Origin of the sequence: Sphingobacterium composti (assembly GCF_009829075.1) — a bacterium.
Lineage (GTDB): Bacteria > Bacteroidota > Bacteroidia > Sphingobacteriales > Sphingobacteriaceae > Sphingobacterium > Sphingobacterium composti.
In genome coordinates this window covers 42,693-67,002 of the sequence record NZ_WUQZ01000011.1, presented here as the reverse complement: position 1 = coordinate 67,002, position 24,310 = coordinate 42,693, and the positions used below count along the sequence as shown (strand labels likewise).

The following is a 24,310-nucleotide window of genomic DNA, read 5'->3' as shown; positions in this document are numbered from 1 at the left end:
CTTAATTTTTACATTTATTTATTGATAAAAACCTTGAAACTTCTTCATTTGTTGGTGCTGAATCTTGAGCTCCAAATCGCGTTACCGAAATGGCTGCTGCTGCTGTAGCGTATTCCACAGCCTCAAAAATACTTTTATCTTGAGACAAGGATACCGCTAATGCACCATTATAAACATCACCAGCTGCAGTAGTATCGGTTGCATTTACTACATATGATGGAACTAAGACCGACTCTGAACCTGTATAGATAAAAGACCCTGCTGCCCCCATAGTAATAATAACTATTTGTGGCCCTAACTGATGAATTATTCTTGCTGCGTCTAAAGCAGACTCTTCATTAACAACCGTTATTCCGGATAATAATTTGGCTTCAGTTTGGTTAGGGGTGATAATATCTACATTAGCTAATAATGAAGGAGGTAATTCGCGCGCTGGAGCGGGGTTTAATATTACCTTTGCGCCTTTTGCCTTTGCAAATTCACAAACTTTTATAATTGTATCAACTGGAATCTCCAATTGAAAAACAGCAATACTATTCTCATTGATAATATTCTCAAAAGAATTCATTTCATCAAAAAGCAAATTATTATTTGCCCCTGGAGAGACTACAATAGTATTCTCTGCCTTACTATCTACGCTAATTAACGCTACTCCTGATGCAAATTTTTCGTCAATAGAAATCATGGAAACGTCGATTTGCTCAGCTTTTAGAGTTTCAATAGCTTTACTCCCAAACACATCATTTCCAACGCGTGCAGCTAATGTAACATGTGCTCCTAATCTTGCGGCAGAAACAGCTTGATTTGCGCCCTTTCCTCCCAAAACCATATTAAACTGATGTGCTAATACTGTTTCACCAGGATTAGGAAACCTATCAGTAGAAACAATCATATCCGTATTGATACTTCCGACAACTATTATATTTCGATTATTAGGCATATTGGTTTAATTATAATAAAAACCTTAACGATAACGTTGTCGCAAATTAAAAATATTTTCTAATACACCAAAATAAAAAAATATTTTTAAAAACAAAAGCTATTAAATTGTTACATTTTAAAATATGTCACAGAGTATTCTCCCGTGTCATGTCAAAAATTTAATATAAAATTCATTAAAAATGACTATTCAATTTTTTTAACAGATGATCTTTTTATTATTTGTGATTCAATCGTAATGTTCTTGTCTGTAGAATTAGAGTTGTAAACGATTTTCCCATCAAGAATATCTATTATAAGATTAGCTGCGAAATCTGCGATCTCTAGAACTGGCTGATCAATGGAAGTTATAGGCACTTGCAAGTAGTCCAAATATGATGAATTATCAATAGATACTACAGATATATCTTCAGGAATACGTAGATTCTCTTCTTTTATAGCTTTTAACATGCCTAACAAAATTGTATCACTCAAAGCTATAACTGCTGTAGGTCGATCTTTTTGATTTATAAGAAGTTTCATCTCCTCATAACCTTTTTCGGTAGTAAAACTACTTCCGGCTACATAATTATATATTAGAGAGTGCTTCTTAATTGCTTTTTCATACCCTTTTACACGAAGTTGATTCGAAATGGCATTTAAATCTCCTTGTATACAAGCAATTTTCTCATGTCCCATTTCAATTAAATGTTCCATCAATAAGGTCGTTGAATTATAATGATCTGTAGATACAGAGAAATATTCAAAATCATCAAAGAAGCGATCTATAAAAACAGTATTTATATGAAGTGATTTAAGTATTTCATAATTTTTCTTTACACCGATAGGAATAGCAATTAACCCTGACAAATTATGTGACAAAAGTGTTTTTAGTATACGTTCTTCTTCTTTCTCATTGTTGTCACAATCACTTATCACCACCACAAATCCATGCTTAAATAAAATTTTTGTTAATGTACTTGCAACTTTTGAAAAGAATGGATTATTAAGACTTGGCACTATCAAACCAATCGTATAACTTTTATTGTTTCGCAAAGTTTTAGCAGCCATATTAGGTATATATCCCTGCAATGCTGCCTCTTTAAGAATGATATCCTGGGTGCTTTTTGATATTCTATATTTTTCAGAAGTACCATTTAGAACCCGAGAAACGGTAGTTAAAGAAAAATTGGTTTTGCTAGCTATAGTTTTAATGGTGACTTGATGATCCATGCAATAATTATATAATCCAATGACTACACACATTATTAAAAAAATGCATATAGAACTGCGAAAGATAGCAAATAATCTAAATTCATCACGACCGTGCTTAAAAAATAAAAAAAGTTAAAACCTTTTTATCGTCGTCATTGTTATCATTTAAAATACCATTCATTTGGTAATATGATACGGTTTAGGTTTTTAGAGAGACTTCGCCCAACGAAGTCTCTCTTTTATTATAAAATTTAAAAAGAACAAACGTTTGATTGAAATATTTTTTTTCTAAAATCCATTAAATTTTATTAGTCTTGTAATAGAAACTGGGCTATTTAAACCGTGATAATCATAATGCCAATACAAAAAGTTTCAAGTATACTTTAGTAAAATAAAAAATTTTATGTCTTCAACATCTTCCTCAAGCGCTTTGGGTAACGCGCCACAAAAAACGGCCTTTTTGCCTATGGCAATTTGTTGTCTTTTATTTTTTATCCTAGGTTTTTTTACATGGGCAAATGGTGCGCTGATTCCTTTCGTAAAATTAGCATTTAGTTTAACTTCAGACCTCCAAGCATTTTTTGTGTTGTTTGCGTCTTATATTGCTTATTTTTTCTTGGCTTTACCAAGTTCATGGATTATTAAAAAAACAGGTTTTGAAAATGGCCTTATTTTAAGCCTAATTCTTTTGGGAGTTGGATCATTAATATTTATTCCAGCAGCTCATCAAAGCAGCTACGGATTATTTTTGTTGGGTATATTCGTACAAGGCTCCGCTATGGCTCTAATGCAGACAGCTGTAAACCCCTACTTAAGCATTATCGGCCCAATAGATAGTGCGGCACAACGTATCGCAATTGCTGGTGTATTTAACAAAGGTGCTGGGATTATTGTTCCATTTATCTTAGGTGGAATCCTATTAAAAGGTTCGGCCGAAATTTCAGAAAAAATCCAAACTCTTCCTGCTGGTGCTGAAAAAGATGCGTTACTAGAATCATTGTTAAGCCGTGTTGACACACTTTATATTATTTTAGCAGTGGTTGTTTGCTTCTTTGCTTTGGTCATCAAATTAGCAAAAATGCCTCCTGTTGATGTAGACAAAGAGGATGACGCTGAACTAGCGGCAAGCCCTGCAGATAAAAAGAAAAGCGTATTTGATTTCCCTCATTTGTTCTTAGGTTCATTAGCCATTTTTGCAACTGTAGCAGTAGAAGTTATGGCTGGTGATATCATTGGTACTTACGGACAACAATTAGCATTGCCTGAGTTTTTTGTCAAATACGGTACTGCATTTACACTTTCGTGTATGCTTTTAGGTTATTTTATTGGTATTGCCACCATTCCTAAATATGTATCCCAACAATATGCTTTACGTATCTGTACATTTGTTGGTATTGGTTTAACAATATTCTCTGTATTTACTACCGGATTAACTTCGTATATCGCCTTGGCTTTGTTAGGTGTTGCTAATGCTTTATTGTGGCCAGCTATTTTCCCTCTTGGAATCAAAGGGCTAGGTAGATTCACAAAAACTGGTTCAGCTATTATGGTAATGGGTATTGCGGGTGGTGCTATTTGGCCTTTGCTATATGGATTCTTAAAGGATACTGTCGGTATGAATTTCCAAATCGCATTCCTAGTAGCAATGGTTCCACCATATTTATACATCTTATATTTCGCTACAAAAGGTCACAAAGTTGGTAAAAAAGCATAATTACTTTGTAACACTATATTAATAAAAAGCAGCCTTAGATTTTTGATTCTAAGGCTGCTTTTTATTAAAAGAATATAATCTCTCAGGTGTAATAAGATTAGTCAACCGTACATCCCATTCTCCAACATCGCTTATAAGCTCAACAGGTTCAAAAAAACTTACACCGTATGACTTAACATCTTTTCTACATTTCAATAAAAACCGATCATAAAAACCTTTTCCATATCCTATTCGATTACCAAAACAATCTACCACTAACAATGGTACAAGAACAACATCTAACAACTTTTCATCTACTAACACCCCATTCATCGGCTCTAAAATACCGTAGTTGTTTTCTACTAATTTTGTTTCAGCTTTAAGTTCATAATGAAGTAGTTCGCCTGTATCAAAGTTAGATTTGGAGATGACCAGCTTTAAATGAGGATGATATTGACGAAGCCAATTTAACAAATTGGAAGTATCGGGCTCATTAAACTTTGTAAGGGGTAAATATACATGCACATAAGAATAATTAGACCAATCAATTGTTTTGAACTGTTCTAATAAGTTTTCGTTTAATAACCGTTGTTCCTCAATGGATAGACGATTACGTTTTTCCCTAAAAATCTTCCGCAATTCAGATTTGGTCATTTCTAATGATGCTAAATAAAAAACGGCCTTGTAGTTTGAGTACTAACAAGACCGAAATAATCAACCTAAACCTAATTCTTTATATGTATTATTTTACACGTTCGATATAATCACCAGACGTTGTATCTACTTTTACCTTATCACCTTGATTGATAAATAACGGAACATTGATTTCAACGCCTGTCTCAACAGTTGCTTTTTTCAATGCGTTTGTAGATGTATCACCTTTCACTGCTGGCTCTGTATACGTAATCTCTAATTCCACATTTTTAGGTGCATGAGCCATAATTGGTTCATCACTTTCAAACGCTACAACCACGTTCATACCTTCTTTCAAAAAGCGTGCCGAATTTCCAAATAAAAATTTTGGAATATTAAATTGTTCGTAAGAGTCATTGTCCATTACAACAAAAAAATCACCATCTTCATACAAATATTGGTAATCATTTGTCTCTACGCGTGCAATCTCTACCGCCTCGTCTACACGAAATCTATATTCTACTAATTTACCAGTCTTAACATTACGCATTCTCGCTTGATAAAAAGCACGTAAGTTACCTGGTGTACGGTGTATATATTCTTCAACAGTTACTAATTCACCATTGAAACGTAAAACATTTCCTGATTTTACATCTGAAGCTTTAGCCATTTTGATTTATATTATTGTTTACAAATGCAAAAATAGAAAAAACAAAGCGCTTAAAAAAACTGAAGAATTACTTATAAGAGGTTATAGAAAATTTTTCGTCACAAAAACCATACTCCTTTTCTTGATTAGAACCGATTATGAGTAATCTCTCGGAGATAAATGTTTTTTTAAGCAATTCTAAGTACCAACTTTCGCCAGAAGTATCAAGATTTGAGGTAGGTTCGTCCAGAAATAATATTTTAGAATCACTACAACATGCCAAAGCTAATTTAACTCGTTGTTTCATTCCAGAAGAAAAAAACTTTAAACCCTTATTTGCAGATTTTTCCATACCTAATAATTCAATGATTTGACTATTTTGAAAATCTGCAAGCGGTTTTTTGTATTTGAAATGAAAATCGAGTAATTCATTAAGTGTAAATTCCTCGATCAATTCAATGTAAGGTGCTGCAATAGAAAGGTATTGATAGATGTTTTCGACATCAATGGTGTTGGAATTATCTGTAAATATAATCTTCCCTTCACTAGGTGTTAATTGGCCAGTCAACACTTTGATAAGTGTCGATTTACCTGATCCATTTGGTCCTAATATGGCATATGATTTATTTGAAGAGAAGGTATAGTCAATACCTTTAAAAATCCATTCTTGATTAAACCTTCTCCCGATATTATGTAAAGTTATATTCAATAATATTCCTTCTTTAAAAAATTAAACGCCAATTTTTCCAGTATTGAAACCGCGAACTACGCCACGATTTGAACTACGAACAAAACCTAAGATCTCGTCTCTAATTTCTGTCGCTTCAAACTCAGCTTCAACGATATCCAAGGCTTTAGCCAAATTTCTATTCTGAACAAAAAGTACGCGATATATATTTTGTATCTCCGAAATTTGCTCTGAAGAATATCCTCTACGACGAAGACCTACAGAATTGATTCCAGCATAAGAAATCGGCTCACGTGCTGCTTTGATGAATGGAGGTACATCTTTACGGACTAATGTACCACCTGTCACGAATGAATGTGATCCAATTTTACAAAATTGATGCACCGCAACTAATCCTGCTAATACCACGTGATCGCCAACTGTGATGTGACCAGCTAATGTACTTGAGTTAGAAAAAACACAATGATCACCGATGATACAATCATGCGCAATATGGCTATACGCTTGTATCAAGCAATTTTTCCCAATAACAGTTTTGTATCTATCTTTAGTACCTCTATTGATTGTGACACATTCACGTATTGTTGTATTATCTCCTATTTCGGCTGTCGTAACCTCGCCCTCAAATTTCAAATCTTGAGGCTCACCTGAGATTACCGCGCCAGGAAAGATACGACAGTTCTTTCCGATGCGAGCGCCGTTCATAATGGTCACATTTGACCCTATCCACGTACCCTCGCCAATTACCACATCCTTGTGTATCGTGCTAAATGGCTCAATCACGACATTCTCGGCAATTTTTGCCTCAGGATGTATATACGATAAAGGTTGTATCATTATATGTTGATTATTTCACTTTGACAATTTGAGCCATTAATTCAGCTTCGCTCACTATTTTCTCTCCTACCATACCCACACCTTTCATACGAGCTATACCTCTACGAATTGGTTCTAACAATTCGCAACTGAATATAATAGTATCTCCAGGTTGCACCTGATTTTTAAATCTTGCATTTTCAATTTTTAAGAACAATGTCAACCAATTCTCTGGATCAGGAACAGTATTTAAAACCAAAATACCCCCCGTCTGTGCCATTGCCTCAATCTGCAATACCCCAGGAAATACAGGCGCTCCAGGAAAATGTCCCATGAACAAATCTTCATTCATAGTCACATTCTTTAAGCCTACAACATGTGTTTGAGACAATTCCAAAATCTTGTCTACCATCAAAAAAGGTTGACGATGAGGAAGGATTTTCATTATTTGTACAGTATCATACACAGGTTTTGCGTGGATATCGTACGTATTTATTTTCTTCTTATTTTTATCTCTCTTAAATTGATTTTTAATACGCTTAGCAAAGGCTACGTTAGCAGCATGACCAGGTCTTGCAGCCATAATATGACCTTTGATAGGACGACCAACCAATGCCAAATCACCAATCATATCCAAAAGCTTATGACGCGCAGGCTCATTTTGGTGTCTCAACTGTATATTGTCTAATATTCCTTCGTCAGCAACAGTCACACGCTTATTGAATAAATCTTGAAGCTTGTCTAACTCTTCTGTAGAAACTTCTTTATCAACTATAACGATAGCATTAGACAAATCGCCACCTTTGATCAAATTATTATTTACCAAAGCTTCTAGCTCGTGTAAGAAACAGAAAGTACGTGAAGAAGAAATCTCTTTCTCGAATTCATCAATACTACTTATAGACGCATGTTGACTCCCTAATACTGGAGAATTGAAATCAATCATACAAGTCAAGCGGTATCCGTCCAAAGGCATACCTACGATCTCAACTTTACGATCAGGTTCGGAATAATGAATATTTTCTTTGATCTCGTAGAAATCACGATCTGCTTCTTGATCAGCAAATCCTACTTCTGTTAATTTCTCAATGAAAATACTAGAGCTTCCATCCAAGATAGGAACCTCAGGTCCATCTAAATCAATAAGCACATTATCCACTTGTAAGCCTATTAATGCTGCCATCAAATGTTCTATAGTACTTACAGAAGCCCCATTTTCTGATATGGTAGTTCCTCTTGAAGTATCTGTTACGTTATCCGCATCAACCGTTACTAGGGGTTGACCATCAAGATCAACACGTCTAAATTTGAACCAATGATTCTCGGGAGCTGGTCTTAAGGTTAAGGTTACCGATTTACCTGTGTGCAAACCGATTCCTGAAATTGAAACCTCAGATTTTATTGTCCTTTGCTTTGTGTTCATTTCATCCATATTATGGTAAATAGTTTATTTGTCTTTCAAAAGTTTTTCTAATTCAGCCACACGCTTTTCCAACTCTGGTAATCTCGTGTATACTACCTGCGAACGCAATTGACTCGTATATGGAGCAAAAGGAGTCCCACCCCATTTTTTGAACGCCTCTGTTATACTACGATTAATACCAGACTGCGCTTGAACTTGTGTTCCATCTGCAATACTAATGTGCCCTACTACACCTACTTGGCCACCTAAAACAACCTGTTTACCAACCTTTGCACTTCCTGACACACCAGTTTGAGCAGCAATAACTGTATTAGAACCAATCTCTACATTGTGCGCAATCTGAATAAGATTATCCAATTTTACACCTTGATGTATCACCGTCGATCCCAAAGTTGCTCTATCAATTACGGTATTAGCACCGATCTCTATATTATCTTCAAGAATTACATTTCCGATTTGCGGAATTTTTTCATAAGAGCCGTCCGACTGTGGTGCAAATCCAAATCCATCACTACCTATTACAGCTCCAGAATGAATTGTCACATTTGCTCCAATTATACAATCATAATATACAGTAACGCCTGGAAACAAAATTGAATTATCTCCAATTGTAACATTATCTCCAATATAGACTCTAGGATAAATCTTTACGTTATTACCTATTTTAACGTCTCTACTAATGTATGCGAATGCTCCTATATACCCACCCTCACCAATTTGTACTGTTTCATGTACAAAAGCATGATCTTCTCGACCTGCTCTTTCTACACGCAATGCATGATAAATTTTTAGTAATTCTGAAAAAGATGTATAAGCATCTTCCACACGAATCAATGTTGATTTAACTGGTTTTTGTAGTATCAAATCCTGATTAACAATCACAATACTTGATGCAGTATCGTATAAAAAAGGCTCATATTTGCGATTAGACAAAAAAGACAATGCTCCCTCAAAACCCTCTTCAATTTTGGCTAATTGAGATACCAAAGCTTCTGGATTTCCCTCTACTGTCCCGTTTAATAATGTCGCTATTTGCTCCGCTGTAAATTGCATGTATTACAAATGTATCTTTTTTTCTGAAAATAGTTTAAAATTTTACGTTCGTACGCTCTTCTAAAAATCCGATTTCTTTCGGATATGTCAATGCGTATTTCACCACCTTACGTGATAATGCCTCCAAATTGGATAAATCTGACGCTTCAGCAATATCTACTAATTGTCCTTTATTATTAATTATACGAATAGGCTCTTTGTCAGCATTATACGCAGAATTATAAATCACTTGTTCATAGATAAAATATTCAACTTCCTCTTCACTCACACTAAAAAATTTCTGTATCCTTTCCTTGCACGCAGCAATTTCCTCTGGAAGAAATGCTGTGGAACGCAATTCTGTCCTAAATAGATTCCTATCTAATATTTTTTGACAAAGCGTACTGAGTATAAAATCTTCATGATCCACCCAACATTTCAATGCGGATAAGATATCTGTATCATCTAATTTTGTGAACCAAATCAAATGTTGTTCGTCTGCAATAAAATTTTCAGCATTTATTCTATTTTGTAAAAAATGCTGAAGAGCTGGTGTAGAAAACAATTTCACTCCTAGATTACTCAATTCCTTGGCTCTTTTGAGTGCCTTTATAAGCATTTGTTCCGCACCAATAACCGTCTTGTGTAAGTAAACCTGCCAATACATTAGACGTCGTGCAATCAAAAATTTTTCAACTGAATAAATTCCTTTCGCCTCAACTACCAGCTCATCATTTACTACAGTCAGCATCTTTATGATACGATCAAAGGAAATTACTCCTTCAGACACTCCCGTAAAAAAGCTATCTCTATTCAAATAATCCATTCTGTCCGTATCCAATTGACCAGATACTAGTTGATGAAAAAAATGTCTAGAATAATTATCATTAAAAATCGTAATTGCTAAAGATAATCTACCACCAAACTCATCGTTCAGTCGATCCATTAACATCGAAGAAATCACTTCATGAGATACTCCCTCTATTAACGTATGCTCTAAAGAATGGCTGAAAGGGCCATGACCTATATCATGTAAAAGAATAGCAACCAAAACTGCCTCTTCCTCAGCATCAGAAATAATAACATCTTTACTGCGCAATGTATCAATAGCCAATTGCATTAGATGCATAGCACCAATCACATGCTGAAATCTTGTATGCAACGCTCCTGGATAAACCATATGCGTCATACTCACCTGCTTGATATAACGCAGTCTCTGAAAATAGGGATGCTGAATGAGATCGAATATAAAACCAGACGGGATTGAAACAAAACCGTACACAGGGTCATTAATGATTTTTTTCTTATTCAACAGTTTTATACCTTATGAAGTTTGTTATCTTTACTTATGCTACGGTTTTCTTTCGAAAAAACACCTAATCTAAGATAAATGCAAAGATACCAAGATTACCGTTAATTAATGTTAAAAAAAGGCAGTTATTTAGATTGTAGACATTATTCTGACTATAATACATGATAATTTAGATTCAGAATAATCATTTTCATCGAATTTTTGTTCTGATAATATAAAACTTGTAGATTCAAATGGCAAAAACACATATATTGTGGGCGGATGATGAAATTGAATTCCTTAAACCACATATCTTACTTCTAGAAGATAAAGGATATAAAGTTAAAACTGTCAATAATGGAACCGATGCTGTCGAAGCTTTTCGCAACGAACCTTTTGATTTAGTTTTCTTAGATGAAAATATGCCTGGGCTTACAGGTTTAGAAACACTTAGTATTTTAAAATCAATCAATCCTACCATTCCAAACGTATTGGTCACCAAAAATGAAGAAGAGCATCTAATGGAAGAAGCTATTGGTGCCAAAATCGATGATTATCTGATAAAACCTGTTAACCCTCGACAAATACTACTCACCATAAAAAAATTCACCGAGAATAAGCGTATCGTTAATGAAAAAACATCGATGGCTTACCAGCAAGAATTTCAAAATCTAGGTTTACTAATCAATGATGGATTAGATTTTAGAGGTTGGGTAGAAGCTTATAAAAAACTAATTTATTGGGAACTCTCCTTAGAAAAATTAGAGGACGAAAGTATGCATGAAATTTTGCGTACACAGAAGTCGGAAGCCAACAACATTTTCTTCAAATACATTGAAAAGAATTACTTAAGCTGGATGAAAAATCCGGAAAATGGACCTATTCTTTCGCACCAGCTATTCCGAAAGAAAGTATTACCATCATTATCAGATGAAAGACCAACATTTTTTTTCCTTATTGACAATTTACGTTACGACCAATGGAAGCAGATTAATGACGTCATAACTGATTATTATCGCTTAGAAGAAGAAGATAATTACTATAGTATCTTACCTACCGCAACGCAATATGCCCGTAATTCGATTTTTAGTGGTCTCACTCCATTAGAAATGTCAAAAAGATTTCCAGATTTATGGCAAAATGATGAAGATGAAGGCGGCAAAAATTTGAATGAAGACAAATTCCTAGCTGATCAAATAAAAAGATTGTATCGCAAAGAAATCAAGCACAGCTATACCAAGGTTTTGACATTGGATCAAGGTCGTGATGTTGTTGAGAATTTGAGCAATTTAATGAACAACAACCTCAACGTGCTCGTATACAATTTTGTTGATATGTTGTCTCATGCACGTACGGATATGGCAATGATTAGAGAGCTAGCGAATGATGAAGCGGCTTATAGATCGCTTACACTTTCCTGGTTTGAACATTCACCGTTGCTTGATGCACTCAAGTGGCTCTCACAGAGAAATGTTCGCATAGTAATCACCACAGATCACGGAACCATTCGTGTGAAAAAACCAAGTAAAATCGTTGGATATAAAAATACAAATACGAATCTTCGCTACAAGCAAGGCAAAAACTTAAATTTCATAGGTAAAGACGTTTTTACAGTAAAAAATCCATTAGATGCTCAGCTCCCTCTTTTACATATGAGTTCGATTTACGTTTTTGCCAAAGACGATGTATACTTTGTTTATCCTAATAACTACAATCAATTTGTTAATTATTTTCTTGGCACATTCCAACACGGAGGCATTTCTCTCGAAGAAATGATTATTCCTTATGCCACTTACATTCCAAAATGATAATTTTGCACCATGAAAATAGAGGTAAAAGATTTAAGTGAATTAAAAGAAGCTGCGCATCAAGTTATAAGCACATATCCTGAGGAACGAATTTTCTTGTTTTATGGAAATATGGGTGCAGGTAAAACTACTTTTATTAATGCACTTTGCATTGAGCTTGGCGTAACCGAACATACTTCTAGCCCTACATTTTCAATAGTAAATGAATATAGCATTCCGCAAGGCAGTATTTATCATTTTGATTTTTATAGATTAAAAAATGAAATGGAAGCTTTGGATATGGGCTATGAAGAATATTTTTATTCAGGAGATTACTGTTTTGTAGAATGGTCTGAAAAAATCCCTAACCTATTGCCACTTAATTATATAAAAGTAGCTATAGAGGTACTAGAAAATCAAAACCGATTAATTACTATAGAAAAAATATAATTTTTTCTAACCACATGCAACCTTTCTCCAATTCCTTGCGTCTTCCTATTAAACTAACATCAATTGGAGAATTTTAACTTAGATAGAATATGGCAAGGTTGCTGTACGCACGACAAGAAGGCTCAAGCGCAACTCTATAATTATTTCTCCAAAAAGATGTACGTAGTTTGTTTGCGTTATGCGCAGACAACACTTGAAGCTGAAGACATTCTTCAAAATGGTTTCATAAAAGTTTTTTCGAAGCACCATTTATTCGATGGCAAAGGTTCTTTGGAAGGTTGGATAAAACGCATCATGGTCAATACAGCTATTGAATGCTATCGTCAAAGCAAAGATAAAATTACAGACAGTATTAAAGAGCACCATGAGAATACGTTTCACAGCTATTTTCCAAGTGACAACACTTCGTACAAAGACTTATTGAAATTGATTAAAGAATTGCCTCTTGGATACAGAACTGTCTTTAACTTGTATGCTATTGAAGGTTATAGCCACAAAGAAATAGCAGAAATGTTGCATATATCAGAAGGGAATTCGAAATCTCAGCTATCAAGAGCAAGACAGGTATTACAACAAAGATTAATTAAAGAAAACACTATATAAGATGGAGTCAAAAGATTTAGACAAATTATTTCGCGAAGCTTTTGAGCAAGCGGAAGAGACACCAAGTAACCGTGTTTGGGAAGGTATTGAAAAAGAACTTAAGCAAGATAAAAAGGTAATTCCTTTCTACCTTAAATACAGAACACAACTTTCAATTGCCGCAATGTTTTTATTGTGCTTTGGTATCGGATTAACATTTTACAAAAAACCGATTCCTTCAGGAAAAGAAAAAATCGAAAAAGTTTTGAGCTCTATTGAACAAAAAGCGGTACCGAATTCAAACCCACAAGCACCTGTTGATAAAATCCTAGCAGAATCTTCAATGAATACAGTATCTAAACATATTGACGAAGAAATGCTAGCGTTTACTACAGAAGAAATACAAGAAAAGGAAGCAACCACTGGCAGATCGGAATATAACATGAATTATCCTGACGAAATTAATCCAATAAATGAGGTCGTGGACATTGAAGATAGGCTAGCTTATGTGGATGCAAATGTTGAAATTTCAAAACCGCACAAAGATGAAGTTATAACAATAGAGCCATTAGATAATATAAGAAGCAACTATGCATATAGTGTCCCCCAAGAAGAAATAAAATCGTCAATAGTAACTCGCGTACTGAATGGCATTACAAAAAACATTATCACAAAAAGCATTGATATTCAAGATAATAAAGAAATAGAATTCAAAAACGACGAAGAAGGATCTATTTCATTAAACATATTCAATTCATTAGCAAGAAAATAACAATAATTAAATTTAAATAGATATGAAAACTTTTTACAAAATAGTAAGTGCAGTAGGTTTATCCATTTTAATACTTAATAATTCAAATGCACAGGTAAAGACAACCACCACGACCACAAAACTGAATGATTCTACAATAATTACTACCAAAATTACAGATTCTACTGTAGTGAAAAAGAAAACAGAAATTGATTTGTCAATAGGTTCAAAAGACAAAGAAGATTCTAAATACCCCCGTGCATTTGGAGGAATTACATTTTCACGTATAGATTGGGGATTTTCAAGAATAATGGATGATGGTGCTTTTTCACTTTCGGATGAGAATCAATTTTTGAAGTACAAAAAAGCTTCAAACTTCGGATTCGATGTGGCTCAATTTGGTGTCCGTGCGAGTGATAATTTCAAAACATACATTTCAGCTGGCTTCGAATGGAACTACCTCCGTTTAGAAAATAACATTTTGCTAAATGAGAATACTTCGCCAATTTCTTACGAAGATGGGGATATAGAATATAAGAAGAATGTTTTTACAACTACTTACCTGCGTATGCCGTTGACATTCGAATGGAGAAGTGATAAAAACAGAAAGGGAGAACGTGTCAAAGTAGCTTTCGGTGCTATGACGGGGGTTTTATTAAAAGGTACACAGCGTTTGAAAAGTAAAGAAAATGGCAAGCAAAAATTTAAAGACAATTACAGTTTAGCCTCATTTCAATATGGTCCATTCATTAGATTTGGCTACGATGATTTTGGAATATTTGCTAAATATTATGTGAATGATTTCTTCGAGAAGAGTCCAGCGCAGAAAAACCTTAACAACTTAGCTTTTGGTCTTACATTAGGATTTTAATCCAAATAATTCATTTTTAAACCCTATTTTTATGCCGAAAGAAAATTTCGGCATTTTTATTATATGGCTACTACTTCATCTTGCAAATATATTCCTACAGACACTCAAAAATTGGACGTTGCTGCTATTCACGGCGAAAATTTAACTTCTATTTTTACAGGTAAAAAAGAAGTTATTGCGGTAGACAATATCTCTTTTGATATAGAAGAAAAAAAAATAACAGCCATAATCGGCGAATCAGGAAGTGGTAAAAGCACATTATTGAAGCTTATTTATGGTTTGTTAGAACCTAATGATGGTGAAGTGCGCTATAAAGGTTGGTTAGTCCCAACACGCAAGGACAAACTCATTCCAGGACATGATGCCATGAAAATGGTTTCGCAAGGCTTTGATGACCTCAATTTGTACGCTAAAGTATGGGATAATATAGCTTCTCAATTGCCTAACACCAATATAGAATATAAAAAGGAACGCACTGAAAAAACTTTAAAGAAGTTAAAAATTGACCATCTTACTCAGCAGCGGGTAGCCGATTTGAGCGGAGGTGAGCGTCAACGTGTGGCTATAGCGCGTGCTTTAATCAATGATCCTGAGGTATTGTTGATGGACGAACCCTTCAATCAGGTAGATGCTGCTTTTCGTGATGGCTTGCAACAAGATATAAAGCAGATCGTAGTAGAAACTGGATTGACAGTAGTGTTAATTTCTCACGATCCAGCAGAAGTTTTAGCTATGGCGGATACTTTGATAGTAATGCGAAATGGAAAAATTGTTGATGCCGGGAATCCAAAAAATCTGTATTACAAACCTAAACATCCTTATACAGCGATTTTATTAGCAAAAAGCAACATTCTAACTCCACCCCAAGCTAGTAAATTAAATATTCATCAAAACAATACTATTGCCATTCATCAAGAATGGATAGATGTAATCGCAAATCAAAACTCAAATTTTAGTATTCTTGATATTAAGTTTCGCGGTTTTTATAGTGAATATGTAGTTGGTAATAAAGAAATAGCTTTGCATGCTATTGTTAAAACAGAAACTCCTATTCCAATAGGAACAGGAGTTGATATTAAGATTTTGAATTTTATTTCTTTTGAAGCTCAGCTTTTATAAGTTTAACCATTTTTGAGAATTCTTCATTTTCAAATCCAATAGATTGGTAAATGATCTTTCCTGTTCTATCTAAAATTACATTACGAGGAATAGACTGATCAGCAAACAATCCGAAAACTTCTCTTTTCAAATCTGGGAAAATTGGAAAAGTATAATTATGCTTTTCCATAAATGGGTCCAATTTATCCCAACCTTCTTCTCTTCCTAATACAAAGACGGCTAAATCTTTCTCAGTTTTTAATTCATCCCAAATTTCCCTTTGCAACCTTGGAAGCTCTTCTCTACAAGGAGGACACCAAGTTGCAAAAAAATTTAAAAGGACCACTTTCCCTTTCAGGCTTTCTGATGAAAAAACTTTATCCTTTTTGCCTTTAACTACAAATTTTGGAGTTTGTTCCCCAACTTCGACTTTCCATTCTTGGGCGTAACTAGGCAATGTAATACTCAACAATAACACTAGCATCCAAAAAATATTCTTCATACTTACAATTTAATACTTTCTAACCATTCTAACATAGACTCGAACCATTCACGTGGTTCTTGCTTGTTGTTCATACCAAAACCGTGCCCCCCCAATTCATATGTAAATAAATAATTAGGGATATTATATTTTATTAGCTCTCGCTGATAGCGAAGACTATTTTCAATCGGTACAACTTTGTCATCTTTGGCATGTATTAGATATGCAGGAGGTGTCTTCTTATTAATATTCTTCTCATTCGAGAATCTAATTAAATCTTCTTCACTGACATCTGGACCTAATAAATTATTTTTAGAACCATTATGCGTAACCCCATCTTCCATTGAAATTACTGGATATATTAACACAGAAAAATCTGGTCTTAAAATCTTTGCACTAATATTTTTATTGTGATAATCCATATCGTAGTGAGTAGACAATGTAGAAGCCAAATGTCCTCCAGCCGATGATCCCATTACGCCTACCTTAGGATTTTTCAATTTCAGATCTTTCACCTTTTCTCTAACTAAATATAAAGCCCTTTGTGCATCTTGTATTGGTGCTATCTTTTTTTCCAATTGCTGTTTTGAAGTTGGTAATCGATATTTCAATACAAACGCATAATAGCCTAGATCGGATAATCTTTTAGCCATGGCATGCCCTTCATGATCCATTGCCAAATGGTGATAACCTCCGCCAGGCAATATCAAAAAAACTTTATTTTTGGATACAACTTCTGGAGAATAAAAATAAAGCTCTGGAGTATTCTTATCTAATTTTGCTGTGTCCTTAGTATTGGGTAACACATTATACATAGATATTTGTTCTTGGGCTGATAATGCCCCGACAATAAGTGTCATAAGTAATGTTAAATAAAATTTCATAGGTTTATTGATTTGCGACTATCATCAAAGATAAATCTTTGTATGGAATATCAAATCTATCCGCCATATCTTTATTTGTTAGGCTTCCTTGGTAAAGATACACTGCATTACGAATACCAGCATGACTCCATATAAGATTACTGAAGCTGCCGCATTCGCCTATTTGCAAAAGTATAGGCGTAAAAATATTCGTTAAAGCATAGGTTGCTGTACGAGCCACACGTGATGCAATATTTGGCACACAATAATGTATTACATCATATTTACGAAATATAGGCTTATCATGGGTAGTTATTTTTGAAGTTTCGAAGCACCCTCCTTGATCTATAGAAACATCGATAATTACAGAATTGGGCTTCATATCAGCGACTGTATCTTCCGAAATAAGACAGGCAGAACGTCCATTTTTAGCGCGCAAAGCACCAATTACTACATCAGAAGACTTGATAGCTTTATTTAGAATAATTGGTTGAATAACGGATGTATATACTCTAGAACCTACGTTATTTTGCAACCTTCGAAGTCTATATACAGAACTATCAAAGACTTTAACTTGGGCACCTAAAGCAATTGCTGTGCGTGCTGCAAATTCACCGACAGTACCAGCACCAATTATCACAATCTCAGTAGGAGGAACACCTGTGATACCTCCTAACATCAATCCTTTTCCATCAAATACATTAGAAAGATATTCTGCAGCTATAAGAATAGAAGTAGCTCCTACTATTTCACTCATTGCACGTACTACAGTCAAATGTCCCCCTTCATCTTGAAGGTATTCATAAGATAAGGCTGTAATCTGCTTTTTCATTAGGGCACTCAAGACCTCTTTATCCAACAAGCTAGGCTGTTGTGAGGACATTAGTAGTTGCTTATTGCGCATTAAACGAACTTCTTCTAATGTTGGACCTGCAATCTTGATAATTACATCTGCATTATATACACGCTCCTTCTCGTAGACAATTTGCGCTCCTTGTTCGCTGTAATGGTGATCCAGAAAGTTAGAACTAGCCCCTGCATTCGACTCAATGACTACCTGATGTCCGTACTCTATCAATAGCGCGACAGAAAGGGGAGTTAAAGCTATTCGCTTTTCTTGAAAAACTGTCTCTTTAGGTATGCCAATAACTAATTCTCGCTTACTCTGACCTTTTGATTTTAATAATTCTTTCGTTTGCCCGAATACATTCTCACTAATTTTAGTCATATTTTGAATATTTAGCCAATATATACATCGATTATAAAAAAGAATATTCAGTTATATTCCAATTTTTAATAGCTTTGCATATACGAAGGCTCAAATTATAAATGAAATTCTTAAAAGTTATTAACCACGTTAAAATATTACCGAGATGGGTTATATTTTTTCTTGACCTGACAGCTGCAATCATTGCTTTTCTGATTGCATATTATCTGTATCAAGATACTAAAAATTTACCTTTTAGTCCAAATGATTTTGCTACAGCATTTCTATTATGTATAGGTGCGACTATTTTTTCTTTTGGGGTTTTTAGACTTTACTCAGGAATTGTTAGGTACACAAGTTCGACAGATTCTATTCGAATATTATCAAGTAATTTATTAACTGTTATCCTTCTCTTAGGTGCTAAATTATTCGTATTAGCACTTCGCCTACCAATCGTTATTGATAGCTCATTAATAATAATTTATTCTTTATTACTGTTTGTAGGTCTTGTAATATACCGTACATCAATAAAAGTGTTTTTCCAATACTCAAGGACGGCTAAAAAGATTAAGAAAAGTGTCCTAATTTTTGGTGCTGGAGAATTAGGTATTGCGGTAAAAAGGACATTTGACCATGACCTTACAACTAATAAAGTCATTGTAGGATTTTTAGACGATAATCCGACTAAAGTAGGAAAGTCTATTGATGGTGTTCGTATTTTCAAATCAGAATATTTAGTCAATGTCATTAACAGATTGGCTGTGGATGAATTAATAATTGCTACCCCATCATTAGTTTCTGATAAAAAAGCACAAATAATTGAAATTTGTTTAGAACATAACATCTCTGTTCTTACTATTCCTCCCGCAAAACAAATTATGAACGGTGATTTTTCAGTAAATCACATCAAAAATGTTAAAATTGAGGATTTATTAGAACGTGCACCAATTCAAATAAACAATGAGTCAATTTCTGATCAATTGAGAGGCAAACGCGTTTTGGTAACTGGTGCCGCAGGTTCAATAGGTAGCGAAATTGCCACGCAAATAAGCAAATTTGGCCCTCAAGTTATCATACTTTGTGATCAGGCCGAATCCCCTCTTCATAATTTACATCTTGATCTTCAAGAAAAATTCAAAGATCAAATATACCATACATTTATTGCTGACGTGAAGAATTATGATCGTATGCATTATTTATTTGAAGAATTTAAACCTCAAATAGTTTATCACGCAGCAGCATATAAACACGTTCCTATGGTCGAAAATCACCCAATTGAAGGGGTGAATACCAATGTATTGGGAACAATGAACATCGCAAATCTAGCCGTTGAATTCAAAACTAAAAAGTTTGTATTTGTCTCTACAGATAAAGCCGTGAACCCAACAAATGTCATGGGAGCGACAAAACGTATTGCCGAGATATATGTACAAGCATTGAATAACAAACTGGAACAAGATAATACAGAAGGTAGAACAAGATTTATTACCACTCGCTTTGGAAACGTTTTAGGTTCTAACGGATCAGTAATTCCACGTTTCAGAGAACAAATCGAAAAGGGTGGCCCTGTTACAGTAACACATCCTGATATCACACGCTATTTCATGACTATTCCAGAAGCTTGTCAGCTTGTAATTGAAGCTGGAAGTATGGGTACTGGTGGAGAAATTTTTGTTTTTGATATGGGTAAATCTGTCAAGATCGTTGATTTAGCAAAGAAAATGATTAAGCTTTCAGGTTTTGAGCCTAATAAGGATATTGAGATAAAATTCACTGGACTTAGACCTGGTGAAAAACTTTACGAAGAATTGCTTAATGACCTAGAGAACACGTTACCTACTCATCACGAGAAAATTATGATTGCTAAGGTGAGAGAAAATTGTTTTGAGGAGGTAAAATCTCAATTAGATATTTTATTCGAAATGGTTAACACACAACAAAGCACGAATATAGTACGTCAGATGAAGGCTATTGTACCAGAATTTAAAAGCCAGAATTCTGTATACGAGTCATTAGACCACCCTACTATACCAATTAGTTAATTTGCATCAATTTAGCTTTTTATAGTTTTTAGTGTTGTAAGTTTTCAATAAAAGTGTATTTTTGCGTTCCATAGTATATTTAATATAAACTAATGTCAACAAATATTAATTCTACAGATCAAAAAGGATCTTTTTTCCAAGACAATCAAAAAAGTCTATTATTCATTTTAGGCGCTGTTGTCGTATTAATTCTTTTATATATAGGCTACCAAAAATTATACTTAGCGCCTCGAGCCGAAACAGCTGCAGATGCTATGTATCAAGCTGAAGAATACGTTTTAATTGATTCATTACAAAAGAAAGCAATCGAAGGTGACGGAAGTTTCACTGGATTGAAAGAAATAGCTGATGAATATTCTAATACTCCTTCGGCAAACATTGCTAATGCTTACTTAGGTGGATTATATTTACGTGAAGGCAACTTCCAAGAAGCAATTAACTATTTGAAAAAATACTCTGACACAGGTAGTGAAATCTTAGACCCGCTTGTAGTAGGTTTAATTGGTGACGCATATTCTGATAGTCACGATTATAAAAATGCAGCAGATTATTATCAAAAAGCTGTAGGCAAATCCAAAAACTCATATACTACACCTTTATTTTTGAAAAAATTAGGTTTAGTATACGAGCAATTAAATGAATACAAAAAAGCTGAGGAAGCTTACCAAAGAATCAAGACAGACTTTCCTCAAAGTGCAGAAGCTTCGACTATTGATGGTCCATTAGCTCGTGTACAAGCTAAACAATAATTGAATTAACAAATCATTACATATAAAAGGCTGCTATCAAGCAGCCTTTTTAAGTTAAAACAAAAAATATCATGGCAAGTTCGCTTAAAAATTTATCGGATTTCTCACATATCCAAGTTCAAAATGCTGAAAAATTCAAATTTGCAATCGTAGTCTCCCAATGGAATGCACAAGTAACAGGCGCTTTATTAAATGGAGCTATTGAAGGTATTTTGAAAAACGGAGGACAAGAAGAGAATATTGATATTATCGAAGTACCTGGAAGTTATGAACTGATATCTGGTGCAGATATTGCCCTTCGCAATAAAGATTTTGATGCAGTAATATGTTTAGGTTGCGTTATTCAAGGTGAAACAAGACATTTTGATTTTATCTGTGACGCTGTCGCTAATGGAATTAGTAACGTAGCGATAAAACACAATAAACCTGTTATTTTTGGGGTTTTGACAACAGATAACTTAGAGCAAGCCATGGATCGTGCTGGCGGCAAGCATGGCAACAAAGGAGAAGAAGCTGCAATCACTGCTATTCAGATGTCGCATATAAGCAAAAAATATTAACATAAAACAGAAAGGATAGCCTTTGCTATCCTTTCTGTTTTATGTTAATAAATATTTAATGTTGATACTACCCCCGTTCTTCCCCACTCATCTACAACAGCAATAGAAATTACCTGTCCCTCGTTTACGATAATGCCATTTTTGGTATTAAACAAATTACTCTTTAAACTAGGAGTTGTCCCATCTGTCGTATAATAGACACTAAATCCAGGATACTCCAAATTTGCGCTTAAAACGTTTTTATCCAATTTCAACCCTACACGTGGTAAACGGAACTTCACTCTATTAGCAATCGAAGGTAACTCCACTTTTGCTATTCTATTTAAAAAAGAAATATATTCTACATCAAACTTCTTTTTGTCATAGCTATTTTCGTTTTCATAAACTCTTCTAGGCGACCAAGCTCTCTCCGCTAGCACATAGAATCTTGGAAATGCCAAATAATCTAAATTTTCATCCTTTAATAAAGTTTCGGCAAAAACCCCACCTTTAATACCTAAGAAATTCGACCTACCTTTCTCATTGATACGCACAAGTTTATTTATATAAGATTTATTTAGCTTTGCTCCACTATAGTATGTATGAATATTCGCAAAATAATCCTCTGGAAATAAAGAGTAAGAATGATATAAATCGGCATAAGTTGCCCACTTCAGACCTGGCTCTTCAAATGACGTGTCCCACATCATATCAAAGTAGGTATTAGAAGCACTAATTAACACCGTCGGATAGCCTGCATTTGCCAGTCTATAGACAAGATCATCTTGTCCTCCTCCGATAATATTATTCCAAACATCGAGTTGCATATTTTGCTTGTTTGGCATATCGTGATTTACGACCATTCCAGTACCATTATTCACCATCCCTATTTCTTCCCAGCCTGCCATTTGTAGACCTTTTGAAGTACATAATTCATTGATTTTGGAGATGTAATATGTCCAGATTTGATATACATTTGCCAAACCTTCCCTTTTCATTAATTCTTGAATTCTCGGAGATTTTTCCCATACTCCAGGCGGTACTTCATCGCCTCCCAAAGAAACCTTTTCGAACGGAACTCCAGCTTCCACATACATGGATTTGAACTCAGTTAATACTTTATCAAGAAATTTATAAACAGAAGGCAATGCCGGATTTAAGACATTATCACCAAAGTTTTGAGCTGTATTATATTCAGATGCGTCGTCTAAATCATGGAGCAAATATTCCTCTGCAGCTTGCTTATTGCCCGCTTGCATATATTTATGATAGCGATATTCCATTGCCTTAATAGAAGCACGTGCGTGCCCTGGCGTCTCAATTTCAGGAACAACCCGAATATGTCTTTCCTTTGCATATTTTAAAATTTCAATAAAGTCTTCACGAGTTAGATATTGTTTCGCTTCATTCACTCCAGAACCATAGGCTGGTTTTAAAGCATTTCCAAAATGATGTAATGGTGAACGCCACGATCCTACTTCTGTCAACTCAGGCAATCCAAGTATTTCTATACGCCACGCTTCATCTTCTATGAAATGAAAATGAAAAACATTGAGTTTGTTTTCAGCCATCAAATCTAGATACTTCAAAATAACAGATTTGTCTCTAAAGTTTCTAGCAATATCCAACATAAATCCGCGATAAGTATATCTTGGTTCATCTTTTACTTCCATGCATGGAAAATGGCTCTTATCTATTAATCCCTTATGCAATGATTTAATACTTTGCAATGCATAAAATAAACCTGACATTGTTGAATATTCAAGAGTAATAGATTCTTTCGAAATGAGCATATTATAAGCTTCTTTCGATAGCGATTCTTTATGAATCAATCTTATGTCAGCATTTGAAGAATTAGCTCTCTCAAACACTAATATTCTATTAAGCTCGTGCTCGAATAATGAAACTTCTTTATCATCACCACTTACTTTTAAAATTCTATTGATCGAAAATTGACCCGATAATTCCTTCAGATACTTAGGTGATGGAAAAATATGAATTTGTGGCGCAGACTTTTTAAACGATTCATTTTTAGCATACAATTTTTCTAAAAATGTCTTATTGTCTGCATGAGTAATTTTTAAAGGCTCATAAGTAACATCTTCGATCCCGACAAAAGTTTTTTGATCCGATTTATTCAATAAATAGAACCCATTAGGAACTGTAGAAATTCCTGATATTGCATATTTTGTAGTGTAGGTGATTTCAATCGAATCATTTGGCATCAAATTTTGGTTAAAAAATTCAATTTTGAAATGATTCCCTCGCAGATCTACCAGCTTATATGAATCATTTGAAAGCTCTACTGCTGGATACATAGAATTAAAAAACAAATTCCATTCATCCAAATGGATATTTACGTTACTTTTATTTTTAAGAGTTAAAATCAATTCTAAGTTTTCTTTTCCATCATAAGAAGATGATGGTTTCCAATGCAAAGCTAAATCCACACTTTTATTTTGACTATAGCTTACCCCAGAAAATAGTGATATCATAAATATTAATATAAACAGATGTATACTTTGGCGTTTA

23 protein-coding genes are annotated in these 24,310 nt (G+C 34.3%); 10 read left to right on the top strand and 13 right to left on the bottom strand.

Features of this window, described 5'->3' with window-relative positions; all coding sequences use genetic code 11:
* Position 1: 1 nt before the first annotated feature.
* Together rbsK and GOQ17_RS09205 are read right to left on the bottom strand one after the other, a co-directional pair.
* Positions 2-940: a ribokinase gene (gene rbsK / locus GOQ17_RS09210; protein WP_159637046.1), complete on the bottom strand. Its 939-nt coding sequence runs from the start codon at positions 938-940 to the stop codon at positions 2-4.
* 185 nt (positions 941-1,125) lie between these two features.
* Entirely contained in the window at positions 1,126-2,151 is a 1,026-nt protein-coding gene (locus tag GOQ17_RS09205; RefSeq protein ID WP_159637045.1) for a LacI family DNA-binding transcriptional regulator, read from the bottom strand.
* Between the two features lie 385 nt (positions 2,152-2,536).
* On the opposite strand from GOQ17_RS09205, the gene gluP reads away from it, so the two are divergent.
* A complete protein-coding gene (gene gluP / locus GOQ17_RS09200) occupies positions 2,537-3,847 on the top strand; it encodes a glucose/galactose MFS transporter (protein WP_159637043.1) in 1,311 nt (436 codons plus the stop codon).
* 48 nt (positions 3,848-3,895) lie between these two features.
* Here gluP and GOQ17_RS09195 read toward each other — a convergent pair whose 3' ends face one another.
* The 7 genes from GOQ17_RS09195 to GOQ17_RS09165 all read right to left on the bottom strand — a co-directional run bounded on the left by GOQ17_RS09195 (position 3,896) and on the right by GOQ17_RS09165 (position 10,379).
* Positions 3,896-4,480 carry a 5-formyltetrahydrofolate cyclo-ligase gene (locus GOQ17_RS09195; protein WP_159637042.1) on the bottom strand — a complete coding sequence of 195 codons (585 nt, stop codon included), beginning with the start codon at positions 4,478-4,480 and terminating at the stop codon, positions 3,896-3,898.
* Between the two features lie 88 nt (positions 4,481-4,568).
* Complete coding sequence (gene efp, locus GOQ17_RS09190; RefSeq protein WP_159637041.1) at positions 4,569-5,129, bottom strand: elongation factor P; 561 nt, start codon at positions 5,127-5,129, stop codon at positions 4,569-4,571.
* A 67-nt stretch (positions 5,130-5,196) separates the two neighbouring features.
* Positions 5,197-5,817, bottom strand: a complete 621-nt coding sequence (locus tag GOQ17_RS09185) for an ABC transporter ATP-binding protein (protein ID WP_159637040.1) — start codon at positions 5,815-5,817, stop codon at positions 5,197-5,199.
* A 21-nt stretch (positions 5,818-5,838) separates the two neighbouring features.
* Positions 5,839-6,633, bottom strand: a complete 795-nt coding sequence (gene lpxA / locus GOQ17_RS09180; RefSeq protein ID WP_159637039.1) for an acyl-ACP--UDP-N-acetylglucosamine O-acyltransferase — start codon at positions 6,631-6,633, stop codon at positions 5,839-5,841.
* Positions 6,634-6,643: 10 nt separating this feature from the next.
* Positions 6,644-8,035 (bottom strand): bifunctional UDP-3-O-[3-hydroxymyristoyl] N-acetylglucosamine deacetylase/3-hydroxyacyl-ACP dehydratase, encoded by a 1,392-nt coding sequence (locus GOQ17_RS09175; RefSeq protein WP_201288594.1) that lies wholly within the window; start codon positions 8,033-8,035, stop codon positions 6,644-6,646.
* Between the two features lie 24 nt (positions 8,036-8,059).
* The gene (lpxD, locus tag GOQ17_RS09170; protein WP_159637037.1) at positions 8,060-9,088 is read right to left on the bottom strand and encodes a UDP-3-O-(3-hydroxymyristoyl)glucosamine N-acyltransferase; all 1,029 of its coding nucleotides are present in this window, start codon (positions 9,086-9,088) and stop codon (positions 8,060-8,062) included.
* A 34-nt stretch (positions 9,089-9,122) separates the two neighbouring features.
* A complete protein-coding gene (locus GOQ17_RS09165) occupies positions 9,123-10,379 on the bottom strand; it encodes an HD domain-containing protein (protein ID WP_159637036.1) in 1,257 nt (418 codons plus the stop codon).
* A 233-nt stretch (positions 10,380-10,612) separates the two neighbouring features.
* Between GOQ17_RS09165 and porX the strand changes: the two genes are divergently transcribed.
* The 6 genes from porX to GOQ17_RS09135 all read left to right on the top strand — a co-directional run bounded on the left by porX (position 10,613) and on the right by GOQ17_RS09135 (position 15,918).
* The gene (gene porX, locus GOQ17_RS09160) at positions 10,613-12,166 is read left to right on the top strand and encodes a T9SS response regulator signal transducer PorX (RefSeq protein WP_159637035.1); all 1,554 of its coding nucleotides are present in this window, start codon (positions 10,613-10,615) and stop codon (positions 12,164-12,166) included.
* 12 nt (positions 12,167-12,178) lie between these two features.
* Positions 12,179-12,595, top strand: a complete 417-nt coding sequence (gene tsaE / locus GOQ17_RS09155; RefSeq protein ID WP_159637034.1) for a tRNA (adenosine(37)-N6)-threonylcarbamoyltransferase complex ATPase subunit type 1 TsaE — start codon at positions 12,179-12,181, stop codon at positions 12,593-12,595.
* 63 nt (positions 12,596-12,658) lie between these two features.
* A complete protein-coding gene (locus tag GOQ17_RS09150) occupies positions 12,659-13,198 on the top strand; it encodes an RNA polymerase sigma factor (protein ID WP_159637033.1) in 540 nt (179 codons plus the stop codon).
* 1 nt (position 13,199) lies between these two features.
* Entirely contained in the window at positions 13,200-13,949 is a 750-nt protein-coding gene (locus GOQ17_RS09145; RefSeq protein WP_159637032.1) for a hypothetical protein, read from the top strand.
* A 22-nt stretch (positions 13,950-13,971) separates the two neighbouring features.
* On the top strand, positions 13,972-14,799 hold the full coding sequence (locus tag GOQ17_RS09140) for an outer membrane beta-barrel protein (protein WP_159637031.1): 828 nt from the start codon (positions 13,972-13,974) through the stop codon (positions 14,797-14,799).
* Between the two features lie 63 nt (positions 14,800-14,862).
* Positions 14,863-15,918, top strand: a complete 1,056-nt coding sequence (locus tag GOQ17_RS09135) for an ABC transporter ATP-binding protein (protein ID WP_159637030.1) — start codon at positions 14,863-14,865, stop codon at positions 15,916-15,918.
* Here GOQ17_RS09135 and GOQ17_RS09130 read toward each other — a convergent pair.
* Genes GOQ17_RS09130 through GOQ17_RS09120 form a run of 3 tightly spaced genes read right to left on the bottom strand, consistent with a single transcriptional unit; the run spans position 15,890 to position 18,469 of the window.
* Positions 15,890-16,399 carry a TlpA family protein disulfide reductase gene (locus tag GOQ17_RS09130; protein ID WP_159637029.1) on the bottom strand — a complete coding sequence of 170 codons (510 nt, stop codon included), beginning with the start codon at positions 16,397-16,399 and terminating at the stop codon, positions 15,890-15,892. The genes GOQ17_RS09135 and GOQ17_RS09130 overlap by 29 nt on opposite strands.
* A 2-nt stretch (positions 16,400-16,401) precedes the next feature.
* Positions 16,402-17,262 (bottom strand): alpha/beta hydrolase, encoded by an 861-nt coding sequence (locus tag GOQ17_RS09125; protein ID WP_159637028.1) that lies wholly within the window; start codon positions 17,260-17,262, stop codon positions 16,402-16,404.
* Between the two features lie 4 nt (positions 17,263-17,266).
* Positions 17,267-18,469, bottom strand: coding sequence for an alanine dehydrogenase (locus GOQ17_RS09120; protein ID WP_201288593.1), 1,203 nt, complete (start codon positions 18,467-18,469; stop codon positions 17,267-17,269).
* A 101-nt stretch (positions 18,470-18,570) separates the two neighbouring features.
* Here GOQ17_RS09120 and GOQ17_RS09115 point away from each other — a divergent pair, with 101 nt between their 5' ends.
* The 3 genes from GOQ17_RS09115 (at position 18,571) to ribH (ending at position 21,799) form a co-directional block, all read left to right on the top strand.
* Positions 18,571-20,490 carry a polysaccharide biosynthesis protein gene (locus GOQ17_RS09115; RefSeq protein ID WP_159637026.1) on the top strand — a complete coding sequence of 640 codons (1,920 nt, stop codon included), beginning with the start codon at positions 18,571-18,573 and terminating at the stop codon, positions 20,488-20,490.
* Between the two features lie 92 nt (positions 20,491-20,582).
* A complete protein-coding gene (locus GOQ17_RS09110; protein ID WP_159637025.1) occupies positions 20,583-21,239 on the top strand; it encodes a tetratricopeptide repeat protein in 657 nt (218 codons plus the stop codon).
* Positions 21,240-21,310: 71 nt separating this feature from the next.
* Complete coding sequence (ribH, locus tag GOQ17_RS09105) at positions 21,311-21,799, top strand: 6,7-dimethyl-8-ribityllumazine synthase (protein WP_159637024.1); 489 nt, start codon at positions 21,311-21,313, stop codon at positions 21,797-21,799.
* Between the two features lie 44 nt (positions 21,800-21,843).
* On the opposite strand, the gene GOQ17_RS09100 is transcribed toward ribH, so the two are convergent.
* A complete protein-coding gene (locus GOQ17_RS09100) occupies positions 21,844-24,273 on the bottom strand; it encodes a family 20 glycosylhydrolase (RefSeq protein WP_159637023.1) in 2,430 nt (809 codons plus the stop codon).
* Positions 24,274-24,310: the final 37 nt, after the last annotated feature.